This is a genomic window from Bradyrhizobium sp. 25ACV (assembly GCF_054863005.1).
The window spans coordinates 142,523-154,272 of record NZ_JAVAYO010000007.1; the positions used below are offsets into that span (position 1 = coordinate 142,523).

Consider the following 11,750-nt stretch of genomic DNA (forward strand, 5'->3'; position numbering starts at 1 on the left):
GTAAATGGCTTCTTGGACAATTCAGATAAAATTGGACCTAACTGCGGATTTTTGCGGGATTTACAGCCTGATCGAGCCGTCCACGATTCGCCCATAGGCCTCCGTATCGAGCGCCACATAGCCCCCCGACTTCGGGTCGGGCATGAACAGCGGATCGGAGATCGCGGCGGGATCGAAGCCTTCCCGTGCGAGCTCGCCCTTCTTCTGCTTGAACGTCTCGGTCGCGTCGATCTCGCTGGAGATGCGAATGAAGACGGGGCGTGCGTAGGCCGGCAGGCGCTGCGCGAGATGTGCGGGCAGTGCGGCGATGTCAAAGCCCTCGTTGACGACGATCGCGCTCATGCCGGCGCGGCCATCGGCGCCGGGGATGCTGACGCCGTAAGTGGTGGCATCGACCACGCCGGTGAAATCGCGCATCGCGTCGTTCACCTCCGAGGTCGCGACGTTCTCGCCCTTCCAGCGGAAAGTATCCCCGATCCGATCGACGAAATGGAAGAAGCCCTTGTCGTCGATCCGCATCAGATCGCCGGTGCGGAACCAGGCATCGCCCCTGGCAAAGACATCGCGAAGAACCTTCTTCTCGGTCTCGCCGGTGTCGGTGTAGCCCTCGAACCGGCCGCCGCCTTCATCGGCGGTGCCGATGCGGCCGATGGCTTCGCCGGCCTCGCCGCGGGCACAGGCGAGGCAAAACCCCTCTTCGTTGCGCAGCGGCGCGCCGCTGTCGGGGTCGAGCTTGACGAGATTGGCAGGGAAGCGATGCGCCAGCAGCGGCGGGATGCGACCGATCGCGCCCGGCTGCCCCTCGACGTTGAATAGCGAGAAATTGCCTTCCGTCGCCGCATAGAATTCGAGGATGCGCGGAATGGCAAAACGCGACTGAAAGTCTTCCCAGATGTCGCCGCGCAGGCCGTTGCCGCAGACGAGGCGGAGACGATGCCGGTTCTCATATTCCGACGGCGCCGCCTTGAGCAGATAACGGCAGAGCTCGCCGATATATTGAAACAGCGTGCAGTCATGGCGCACGATGTCGGACCAGAAATGCGAGGCCGAGAATTTCTCCACGATCACCACCGAGCCGCCGGCAGCGAGCATGCTGCAGGGCGCGACGATGCCGCCGACCGAGTGGAACAGCGGCAGGCAATCGTAGAGCCGGTCTTGCGGGCTCGCGCCGGTGAGGCCGGCGAACCAAAAGCCCCAATTGAGAATGCGGCGGTGGCTGATGCTGGCGGCCTTCGGCAGGCCGGTGGTGCCTGATGTGTAGATCAGCAGCGCACGGTCATCGATGGTGACCTCGCCGTGCTCCTCCGGCGACAAGGGAGCATCGTCCAGCGCCGCGAGGGCGACGTCGATGGCGCGCTCGCTGCGAGCATCGCCATGCGTCCAGACCTTGGCCTGCGTCTTCAGGTGCGGCGTTGCGCTCTCCAGCATCCGCGTCAGATCATGCGCAACGATGATATGCGAGGGCTTTGCCACATCGAGGCAATGCGCGAGCGAGGGTCCCACCAGCTTGGTGTTGAGCAGCGCCGCCACACCGCCGATCCGGCTGATGCCGAGCCAGGCCGCGACATAGTCGATGCCGTTCGGCATGATCAAGGCGACCGTATCACCCTTGGTCACGCCGGCCGAGCGCGCCCAGCGCGCGTAGCGGTTGATGCGCTTCGACAGGCCTTCATAGTCGAGACTTGCGTCGTCAGTGATCAGCGCGACGCGGTCGGGCTGGCGCTGCGCCCAATCGTCGATGATGTCGGCGAACAGACGCCCCGGCAGCGTCTCGATCCGCGCCGTAAGCTCGATGGCCTTCAGCCACATCTTTGAAGCCGAAGGCGCGCGCGCGACGTTTTGTCGTTCGATGACACCGGTGGTCATGCCGTTGATTCTTTCGGGCCGCCTGCTGACATCAGGCAATCTAGCCCCCGCGCCCTGCCCAGGTGTTAAGAGACAAGGTAAAACTCTGTTAGGGCGCGGTTAACTCTAGTGATCCTTCACCGCCGCCCCGGCAACGCCGGTGAGTTCGGCGGCATGGTGACGGCCGAGACCGATCGCGCCGGCGCAAGGTGGTCGAGCTGTGAGGGGCAGGAAGGAGTAGCGCGCAGCACCTGCCGACGCTAGCCGCTACGCCTGTAGCGCATGTGCGGCGGCGGCGCGTGAACCGGATAATACGGATTGAGATCGCAGATCGCGGATCGGCCATAAGCCGTGGCGCGGCACTGCGGCAACGAGGTGAAGGAGCAGTCGTACCACTCCCCACCTCCCCCGTTCGCACCTGAATAAACGTGCATGCAGACGGGATAGCGCGGATCAAAAGTCTGCGCATGCGACGGCGCGGCTGCGAGCACCGCGCCCACGGTCACGACCATTCCGAATGACAAGCGCATGAACTGTGTTCCGGTACGAGGCATCGGATTCGCTAGTGCACCTTCTTGTGACGCCGGCGCGGCTGCGGCGGCGGCTGGTCGAAGGCGTAGTAGGGGTTGACGTCGCAGCTCGCCGAGCGGCCCGACGCGGTCGCGCGGCACTGCGGCAGCGAGGTGAAGGAGCAGTCGAAATAATCGCCGCCGCCACCGCCGAAGCCGCCGCCGGGCGTGTAAACGTGCATGCACACCGGGTAGCGCGGATCATAGGTCTGGGCGCTGGCATCTGCCGCGACGAACAGCGCGGCAATCGCGGTGAGGGTCAAAATCGACAGGCGCATGGAGTTAGTCCTCGAATCGACGGCGTCGTCGGATCTGATGCCGACAGCCTCGTATGGCATAACACCAGGCCGGAGGCGACTGTTCCTAGGGACAGATGACGGCAAGGTGAGCGCTGCGGGCTGCGGCGCTAGGCGCCGAGCCCCTGCAGCACGAGCCGGTTAAGCCTTGCGGCAAACGCAGCCGGGTCTTCCGGCAACTCGCCGTCCAGGATCTGCGCCTGCTCGAGCAGGAGCAGGCTGAGATCGTCGACCGCCTTCGAGCCGGCTTGCGCCTTGGTGATCGCGCCCACCATCGGATGGCGCAGATTGATCTCCAGGATCGGCTTGGTCTTCATGCCGCGGTTTTGCTGCGACAGAATGCGCTCGAGCTCGCGGCTCGGGCCCTGGCTGTCGGCGACGAGGCAGGAGGCCGAGCTGGTGAGGCGCGTCGAGGCCTTGACGTCGCTGACGCGCTCGCCGAGCGCAGCCTTGATCACGGCAATGGTGGCCGCTTCATCCGCCTCGGGCTCGTCCTTCTTTGCCTCGTCCTTGTCGTCGACGCGCGGAATCAGGTCGAGATTGAGATCGCCCTGGCTCAGCGACTTCAGCGGCTTGCCATCGAACTCCGACGGCATCGAGGTCCAGAACGCATCGACGGGATCGGACAGCAGCAACACCTCGATGCCGCGCGCGGTCGCAGCCTCCAGCCGCGGATTGGATTTCAACCGCTCGATGCTGTCGCCGACGAGATAATAGATCTCGGTCTGGTTCGGCTTGAAATCGGCGATGACCTGCTTCAGCGACCGCGTCTCGCCCGACGTCGTCGTGAAGCGCGACAGCGCCAGCAGCTTTTCGCGGCGCTCGAAATCCTCGTAAATGCCTTCCTTGAGCACCGCGCCGAAGGCGTCCCAGATCTTGGCAAAGTTCTCCGGATCCTTCTCGGCCAGGCTTTCGAGTTCGGACACGACCCGGGTCGCCACGGCTTTCCGGATTTGCGCCAGCTGCGGATTGTTCTGCAGCATCTCGCGGGAGATGTTGAGCGGGAGATCCTCGCTGTCGACGACACCGCGGATGAAGCGCAGATATCCCGGCAACAGATCGGCATCATCGGTGATGAAGACGCGGCGGACGTAAAGCTTCACCCGGCCCTTGCGGTTCGGCTCGAACAGGTCGAACGGCTTGGTCGAGGGCGCGAACAGCAGCACCGCGTAGGAGTAGCGGCCCTCGGCGCGGTAATGCAGCGTCATCGCGGGATCGTCGAAGGCGGAGGCGATCTGCTGATAGGCCTTCTTGTAGTCATCCGGCGTCAGCTCGGATTTCGAGCGTTGCCACAGCGCGCTGGCCGAATTGATCTGGCGCGGCTCGCCTTCTTCCGGCACCAGCTCGATCGGGAACAGGATATTGTCGGAATAGGCACCAACGATGCGCTCGATCTCGAAGGTCTCGAGATATTTCTTGGCGTCGTCCTTCAGGTGCAGGACGATCTCGGTGCCGCGCGTCAGGCGCGTGGCCTCCTCGTCGCTGGCACGGGCGATCTCGAAGCCGGAGCCGCCGGAGGACGTCCAGGTCCAGACGTCGCTCTCGCCGGCGCGGCGGCTGACCACGACGATCTTGTCGGCGACCATGAAGGCGGAATAGAAGCCGACGCCGAACTGGCCGATCAGGCCGAGGCCGTCCTTGGCCTCCTTCAGCTTCGACACGAATGCCTTGGTGCCGGAGCGGGCGATGGTGCCGAGATGGTCGATCAGCTCCTGCCGCTCCATGCCGATGCCGTTGTCGGCGATCGTGAGCGTCCCGGCCGCCTTGTTCGGGATGATGCGGATCTTGAGCGCGTCGCCCTCGCCGAGCAGCGAAGGGGTTGCGATCGCCTCATAGCGCAGCTTGTCGCAGGCGTCCGAGGCGTTGGAGACGAGCTCGCGCAGAAAGATGTCGGTCTCCGAATAGACGGAGTGCACCATGAGGTGCAAAAGCTCGGAAACCTCGGCCTGGAAGGGCTGCGTATGCACAGCCGTGTCTGACGTCGTCATGCGTTTACCCGGTCAAAACGAAAGGGAAGAAACCCGGGATATAACGCGAGCGTAGAGGGGATCAAGTGGACGTGAAGAATCGTCCTCCCGGCGGGAGAACGATCTATCCGGCGCCCGGGCGGATCAGGTCACGCAGCGGCCGGGCTGGAGCAGCTTTGCGACCTCGGTCAGCGAGCTGACCATCGGCTCGCAGGCGATCGTCGGCCTGTTGCGCACCTTCTTCTGGTTCTGGAGCAGCACCGGCGGCTTGGCATTGCCGGTCTCGATCACCGCGGGGACCCGCAGCAGCACCGAGGTGTCGGCGAGGTCATTCAGCCGCATCGAGACGGTGCGGGTCGGAACAGCTGCCTGCTTGATCTCGGCGAGCCGGTCGGCCTTGCCGGTACGATTGACATTGTGGCCGGGCTTGTCGGCCTTGTCGGCGACCGCCTGCCAGCGGTCTGCCAGATCATGACCCGAGGCCAGTTGCACGGCACCGAGCGTCGCAGCAGCGGCAACGACGCTCAAAAATACCTTATGAATCTGTGACATGGCTGTCGATCCCTCGCCCCATGGCGATCGCGGGAACAACGCCGGGGAAGGATCAGGGGTTCTTAGCGGTTACGATCACTTAACCGTGTGCGACAAATACGACAGCGTGCGCAAAATATTTCGCGAGGGGTGGAACGACTTTCGCAGACTGGAGTCGTCTCAACAGCCGGCTATTCCCCCCTGCCCCATAAGCCGGTGACGTAGGGCGCGACTGTGGTGATGCCAGTCGCGCCTTACTTTTTTCTGGGGTTCACTTCCCCGCCAGCCACTCTCGCCCCTCGCCATAGAGCTTCTCGACCTCGGGACCTATCAGGCCCGGCATGTCGCGCTTGACCTTGTAGCCGATCAGCTCCTGCATATAGGCGAGGTGGCGGTAGCCTTCGGGCAGCCCGGCGAGCGCCGTCTGATCCAGACGGAGGGAAGCCGCGGGATCGACCGGATCGATCCGATCCTTCTCGTAGATCGGCTGGCGGCGGACGATGCCCCACTTCCCCTGCCGCTTCTCCAGGAAATCGTAGAAGCGGCCGGTGCAGACGACGTCGCAGACCACGTCATGCACCGGGGCGCGCTGCGAGATCGTCATCTTGGTCTGCGCGATGGCCCGCTCGCCCGCGAGATCGATGCTGGTGCCGCCGAGGAAATGCAGGATGCGAACGCCCCTGGCAAAGCCCTCCTGGCTGACGCGCATGAAATCCCGCGCCGGGCCCTGAAACCAGGTGGCGGACATCCAGCCCTCTTCGTGCCAGACCGTGGCAAACCGCTCCCAGTCACCGGCATCTCGCCAGACCGCCCAGTTCTCGACGAGGTCGCGAATGGCGAGGCGATCGAGGAGTTGCTGGTCCATGGGCACATCTCCGGCTGGGATCAATGCAGGAGGTATGAGCGGCGAAGCCGACGCACGTCAAGCACGGCAGGCGACACGAAAAATCCGGCGTGCCTTGCAGCACGCCGGATCGGATCGTTTGGCCAAATGGCCAGCTCTATTAAGCCGCCGGCGCCTTCGGCGTGCGGTTGCGCGAGTTGCGCTGGAAGAACAGCGCCTGGCTCGCCACCGCCGACACCATCGCGGGCTGGAACGGTTTTGAGATCAGGAACGCCGGCTCGGGCCGCTCGCCGGTGAGGAAGCGCTCCGGGTACGCGGTGATGAACACCACCGGCACCTCGAACGTGCGCAGCAGCTCGTTGACGGCGTCGAGGCCGGACGAGCCATCGGCGAGCTGGATGTCGGCGAGGATCAGGCCGGGCCGCTTGTTCTTGGCCAGTGCCACCGCATCGGCATGCGTGCGCGCGACGCCGACGACATTGTGGCCGAGATTCTTCACCAGGCTCTCGAGGTCCATGGCGATGAAGGTCTCGTCCTCGATGATCAGCACGTCGGTGGCGATCTCGGCGGCCATCTCGCGTCCGGCGGCATCCGCAAGCCGCCGCGTCTCGGCGACGTCGGTGCCGAGGATGTAGCCGACTTCCTCTTCCGAGAATCCCTCCAGCGAGAGCAGCAGGAAGGCCTGGCGCGGCAGCGGCGTGATGTTCGACAGCCGCCGCTCCGGCGGCATCGGCAAGGTCGTCACCTCGGAATCATCGTTGACGGAGACCGAGTTCCAGATCTGGGTGAACAGCCGGAACAGGCCCGCGCGCGGCCCATGGCTCTCGTCGAGCACCGAGGGATCCCCCAGCATGGCTTCCAACATGGCTGCGACATAGGCGTCACCGGAGGCCTGGCTGCCCGTCAGGGCGCGTGCGTACCGGCGCAACAAGGGCAAGTGTTCAGCAACAAGCTGTGAACGGGACATCCCCACTCCATTCATCTTCGGGCCAACCTTGACGTCCAGGCAATCCGAGGGGGGCCCGGGTTCCCCTGCTCGGCTGATTACGCCTCAGGCCAAGAAAAGTTCCGCCTGAGCGGGAACTTTTTCTCGAACCTCGAATTGAGCCTATCCAGGGAACGGCTCCCGGTTGAGAAAACCTCTCGATTTTACAGTCACTTAACTCGGGGAAACGTGGAACAGGTCATGAAAGATCTCAAGTCTCAAGCCAGCAGAAGCACGACCCCCGGCAAGGGAGGCCTCACTCCGGAGATACAATCCCGGATCGGGCACCAGTTGCGCGCCATGTATGATGATGTGGTGCGACAAGGGGTTCCAGATCGGTTCGCAGAACTGATCAAGAAGCTTGATGCGCCAGGAGCGACGCCCCACGTGGGACATGAAGGCGGATCCAACGACAACAATGGGAGGGATTAATGCCTCTCACGGACTCCCTGCGTAACGACATCCTGGCGGCCGTGCCCAGTCTGCGCGCGTTCGCCATTTCGCTCAGCGGCAATGCGGACCGCGCCGATGATTTGGTCCAGGAGACGCTGCTCCGCGCGCTCGCCAACATCGACTCGTTCCAGCCTGGCTCCAATCTGCCGGCATGGCTGTTCACGATCCTGCGCAACCTTTTCCGCTCCGACTATCGCAAGCGGCGGCGCGAGGTCGAGGATGCCGAAGGCAACTACGCCAAGACGCTGAAGACACAGCCGTCGCAGAATGCGCATCTCGAGTTCGAGGAGTTTCGCACGGCGCTCGACAAGCTTCCGCAGGACCAGCGTGAAGCGCTGATTCTGGTCGGCGCCTCCGGCTTCTCCTACGAAGACGCGGCCTCGATCTGCGGCTGTGCAGTCGGCACGATCAAGAGCCGCGTCAACCGCGCGCGCTCGAAGCTCGCCGCGCTGCTCTATGTCGATGGCGCCGAGGATTTTGGCCCGGACGAGACCGTGCGGGCCGTGATCGGCGGCAGCGGCGGCTGACGGCCGGCGTCAACCCCGAGCTCAGATGAGACGAAGGCGGCCGCTTCCGCGGCCGCCTTCGCGCGCGTCCGACAGCGATAGCGCAAAGCTACGCCGCTTGATCAATCGTCTGCGAAGGTCACGGTCTCGGCCACGCTGGCGCGCGAGGTGCGGTAGCTGTTGACCTTGTGGGCGTCGTCGGCATAGCCGAACGAAATGCCGCAGACGACGCGGCGATCGTCGGGCAGATTGAAGTGGCGGCGGATCAGTCCGGAATGCCGCGCGAGTGCCGCCTGCGGAATCGTGCCGAGCCCGAGCGCCTGCGCGGCCAGCATGAAATTGCTGACATAGGCGCCGCAATCGATCGCACCGTAGATGCCGAGCGGCTCGTTGGTGTGAATGATGGCGACATGCGGCGCGCCGAAGAAATTGTAGTTCTCCAGCGCCTGCCTGGCGTAGGCGCTTCTGTCGCCACGGGCGATGCCGAGCGTGTTGTAGAGCTGAAAGCCGCTCTCGCGGCGGCGTTCCAGATAGACACCGACATACTCGCGCGGCGGCGTGAAATCGTAATCGTCGCCGAGACCTCCGGAAGCCTCCGTGTAGATCAGCTGGCGGAAGCGCTCCTTGGCCTCGCCGCTGGCGATGATGACCTGCCAGGGCTGACTGTTGCACCAGGACGCAGTGCGCTGCGCGGTGGTCAGCACATGCTCGATCGTCGCGCGGTCGACCTCCTTGGGATGGAAGGCGCGGACGGAGTAGCGCTCGTTGAGCAGCTCTTCGAGCACGCCGATGCGGTCGTTTTGTTTGACGGTAGCGTCCATGATTCAGCTCGCGTCGCTTTCTTCGTAGGGTGGGTTAGCCTCGCGGATTGCGCGAAGCGCAAACCGCCCGGCGCAACCCACCTCTCTTGTTTCCGCGTCTACAGACGTGGTGGATTACGCTCCGCTAATCCACCCTACAAGTCACGTCTACCGCCCCTTGGTCGGAATCTTGTTGTACGGCACGTCCTTATCGACGCGGATGTCGCCGGGCAGTCCCAGCACGCGCTCGGCGATGATGTTGCGCAATATCTCGTCGGTGCCGCCGGCGATGCGCATCGAGGGCGAGGACAGCAGCATCTGCTGAAACTGGCCCTGCACGGTTTCCTCGTCGCTGCCCGTGAGAGCACCGGCTGCGCCCTGCAGGTCCATGGCGTAGGTCGCGATGTCCTGCAGCATCATGCCCGAGACCAGCTTGCCGATCGAGTTCTCCGGGCCCGGCCGCTCGCCCTTCGACAGCGCCGAGATCGTGCGATAGCTGGTGTATTTCAGCCCGCTCGATTTCGCCGCCCAGGTCGCGAGCTTCGAGCGCACGGCAGGATCGTCGATGGCAAGCCCGTCCTCCAGCATCAGATTGGAGCAAAACTCGAACATCTCAGGCACGCCGGTCGCAAGGCGCGAGCCGATCGACATGCGCTCGTTCATCAGCGTGGTCAGCGACACGCTCCAGCCTTCACCGACGGCCCCTAGCCGCTGGCTGTCTGGGATCACGACGTCGGTGAAATAGACCTCGTTGAACTCCTGCATGCCGTTGGCCTGCCTGATCGGACGCACCTCGACGCCGGGGCTCTTCATGTCCAGGAAGAACATGGTGAGGCCCTTGTGCTTGGGCACGTTCGGATCGGTCCGCGCGATCAGGAGACCGTAGTCGGAGTAATGCGCGCCCGAGGTCCAGATCTTCTGGCCGTTGACGACCCAATTGTCGCCTTTCTTCTCCGCGCGGGTGCGCAAGCCTGCGACGTCCGAACCGGCCGACGGCTCGGAGAACAGCTGGCACCAGATCTCCTCGCCCGAGGCCAGCTTCGGCAGATAGCGGCGCTTGGCATCCTCGCTGCCGAAGGCCATCACGGTGGGGCCGCACATGCCCTCGCCGATCTGGAACGGCTGCGTCAGCTTGCCGTAGACGCCCTCTTCCTGCTGCCAGATCACCTTCTCGATCGGCGTCGCGCCACGGCCGCCATATTCCTTCGGCCAGTGCAGGCAGGCCCAATTGCCTTCGAACTTCTTCTTCTGCCAGGCCTTGCCGACCTCGACGATATCTTGCTTGGCAAGCCGAATGCGGCCGAGCGAGGATTTTGACAGCTCGACGTGCAGCTCTTTCGGCGCATTGGCGTCGACCCATTGGCGCGCGGTGGCGCGGAATGCGGCTTCCTGCGGGGTGTCATCGAAATTCATTTTCGAACTCTCCTCTCTCGTGCCCCGGACGCGGCGCAGCGCGGAGCGGTGCGCTGCTGAGCCGGGGCCCATTGTAGTTTCTGGGTCCCGGCTCAGCGGCGCGTTGCGCCGCGTCCGGGACACGCATTCATCTTCCCTTCGTCGGGATCTTGTTGAACGGCACGTCCTTGTCGACCCTGATATCGCCGGGCAGGCCCAGCACGCGCTCGGCGATGATGTTGCGCATGATCTCGTCGGTGCCGCCTTCGACACGCGTGCCGGGCGCGCGCAGCAGCATCGCCTGGAAACGGCCGGCAAGCTCGGCACCCTCGCCGCTGACGACGCCGCTCGCGCCCTGCAAATCCAGCGCGTAAGTCGCGACGTCCTGGATCATCGAGCCCGCCACCAGCTTGCCGATGGAGTTCTCCGGCCCCGGCCGCTCGCCCTTCGACAGCGCCGAGATCGCGCGCATGCTGGTGTATTTCAGCCCGCTCGCCTTCACCGCCCAGTTCGCCAATTTCGAGCGCACCGCGCGATCCTCAATCGCGGGGCCGTCGTCGAGCATCAGGCTGGAGCAATACTCGAACAGCTCCGGGAAACCGGTCGAGACGGCCGCGCCGATCGCGCTGCGCTCATTCATCAGCGTGGTCAGCGAAACGTTCCAGCCGTCGCCGACCTCGCCGAGGCGCTGATGATCGGGAATGCGGACGTTGGTGAAATAGACCTCGTTGAAGTCGGAAGCGCCGCTGGCCTGCTTGATCGGCCGGACCTCGACGCCGGGGCTCTTCATGTCCAGGAAGAACATGGTGAGGCCCTTGTGCTTGGGCACGGTGGGATCGGTACGGGTCAGCAAGATGCCGTAGTCGGAATAATGCGCGCCCGAGGTCCAGATCTTCTGGCCGTTGATGACCCAATCGTCGCCGTCCTTTTCCGCGCGCGTGCGCAGGCCCGCGACGTCGGAGCCGCCGGCGGGCTCGGAGAACAGCTGACACCAGACCTTTTCGCCCGAGGCCAGCGGCGGCAGATAAGTGCGCTTATGCTCCTCGCGCGCGAATGCCATCATGGTCGGCCCGCACATGCCGTGGCCGATGATGAACATGCGGGACAGCAGTCCGAACGGCCCCTCCTCCTGCTGCCAGATCACGCGCTCGATCGGCGATGAGCCGCGGCCGCCATACTCCTTCGGCCAGTGCAGGCAAGCCCAGCCGGCGTCGGCCTTCTTCTTCTGCCAGGCCTTTGCGACCTCGAGAATGTCAGCGTTCTTGAGCACGGTGCGGCCGAGCGAGGATTTGCGCAGCTCGTCCTCGTATTGCTTTGGGGCATTCGCACCGATCCAGGCGCGGGCGGTGGCGCGAAATTCGGCTTCCTGCGGGGTGTCGTCGAAGTTCATGGTTTCATCTCTCTGTTCGTTCCCCGGACGCTGCGCAGCACCATTAGCGCGTTTACGCGCGTCTGGGACGCGCTATGGTGATGCGCTGCAGATCCGGGGTCCATTGCGGCCTCTGGGTCCCGGCTCTGCGAAGCGGCATTGCATGCCGCGCGTCCGGGACACGAGCGGTGGA

At 64.3% G+C, this 11,750-nt stretch carries 12 protein-coding genes; 2 read left to right on the forward strand and 10 right to left on the reverse strand.

Translation table 11 applies throughout. The annotated features are described in order from the left end of the window. Positions 1–60: 60 nt before the first annotated feature. The 7 genes from RAD04_RS18100 to RAD04_RS18130 form a co-directional block, all read right to left on the reverse strand. Positions 61–1,875 carry a long-chain-acyl-CoA synthetase gene (locus tag RAD04_RS18100; RefSeq protein ID WP_461625025.1) on the reverse strand — a complete coding sequence of 605 codons (1,815 nt, stop codon included), beginning with the start codon at positions 1,873–1,875 and terminating at the stop codon, positions 61–63. Between the two features lie 230 nt (positions 1,876–2,105). After that, complete coding sequence (locus RAD04_RS18105; protein ID WP_461624839.1) at positions 2,106–2,375, reverse strand: DUF3551 domain-containing protein; 270 nt, start codon at positions 2,373–2,375, stop codon at positions 2,106–2,108. A 32-nt stretch (positions 2,376–2,407) separates the two neighbouring features. Then, complete coding sequence (locus RAD04_RS18110; RefSeq protein ID WP_104462753.1) at positions 2,408–2,692, reverse strand: DUF3551 domain-containing protein; 285 nt, start codon at positions 2,690–2,692, stop codon at positions 2,408–2,410. Between the two features lie 128 nt (positions 2,693–2,820). After that, positions 2,821–4,698 (reverse strand): molecular chaperone HtpG, encoded by a 1,878-nt coding sequence (gene htpG / locus RAD04_RS18115; RefSeq protein ID WP_461624840.1) that lies wholly within the window; start codon positions 4,696–4,698, stop codon positions 2,821–2,823. A 123-nt stretch (positions 4,699–4,821) separates the two neighbouring features. Then, complete coding sequence (locus RAD04_RS18120; RefSeq protein ID WP_018316212.1) at positions 4,822–5,229, reverse strand: hypothetical protein; 408 nt, start codon at positions 5,227–5,229, stop codon at positions 4,822–4,824. Between the two features lie 250 nt (positions 5,230–5,479). Continuing rightward, positions 5,480–6,073, reverse strand: coding sequence for a nuclear transport factor 2 family protein (locus RAD04_RS18125; protein ID WP_461624841.1), 594 nt, complete (start codon positions 6,071–6,073; stop codon positions 5,480–5,482). 139 nt (positions 6,074–6,212) lie between these two features. Further along, a complete protein-coding gene (locus tag RAD04_RS18130; RefSeq protein ID WP_026201627.1) occupies positions 6,213–7,019 on the reverse strand; it encodes a response regulator in 807 nt (268 codons plus the stop codon). A 219-nt stretch (positions 7,020–7,238) separates the two neighbouring features. Here RAD04_RS18130 and RAD04_RS18135 point away from each other — a divergent pair, with 219 nt between their 5' ends. Both RAD04_RS18135 and RAD04_RS18140 read left to right on the forward strand, forming a co-directional pair. After that, on the forward strand, positions 7,239–7,469 hold the full coding sequence (locus tag RAD04_RS18135; RefSeq protein ID WP_026201628.1) for a NepR family anti-sigma factor: 231 nt from the start codon (positions 7,239–7,241) through the stop codon (positions 7,467–7,469). Next, positions 7,469–8,017: a sigma-70 family RNA polymerase sigma factor gene (locus RAD04_RS18140; protein WP_018316216.1), complete on the forward strand. Its 549-nt coding sequence runs from the start codon at positions 7,469–7,471 to the stop codon at positions 8,015–8,017. The genes RAD04_RS18135 and RAD04_RS18140 overlap by 1 nt, the downstream gene beginning before the upstream one ends. 101 nt (positions 8,018–8,118) lie before the next feature. On the opposite strand, the gene RAD04_RS18145 is transcribed toward RAD04_RS18140, so the two are convergent. From RAD04_RS18145 to RAD04_RS18155, 3 genes are all read right to left on the reverse strand, one after another. Beyond that, positions 8,119–8,817 carry a nitroreductase gene (locus RAD04_RS18145; protein WP_461624842.1) on the reverse strand — a complete coding sequence of 233 codons (699 nt, stop codon included), beginning with the start codon at positions 8,815–8,817 and terminating at the stop codon, positions 8,119–8,121. A 147-nt stretch (positions 8,818–8,964) separates the two neighbouring features. After that, the gene (locus RAD04_RS18150; protein ID WP_461624843.1) at positions 8,965–10,209 is read right to left on the reverse strand and encodes an acyl-CoA dehydrogenase; all 1,245 of its coding nucleotides are present in this window, start codon (positions 10,207–10,209) and stop codon (positions 8,965–8,967) included. A 127-nt stretch (positions 10,210–10,336) separates the two neighbouring features. Continuing rightward, positions 10,337–11,578: an acyl-CoA dehydrogenase gene (locus RAD04_RS18155; protein WP_461624844.1), complete on the reverse strand. Its 1,242-nt coding sequence runs from the start codon at positions 11,576–11,578 to the stop codon at positions 10,337–10,339. Between the last annotated feature and the right edge of the window lie 172 nt (positions 11,579–11,750).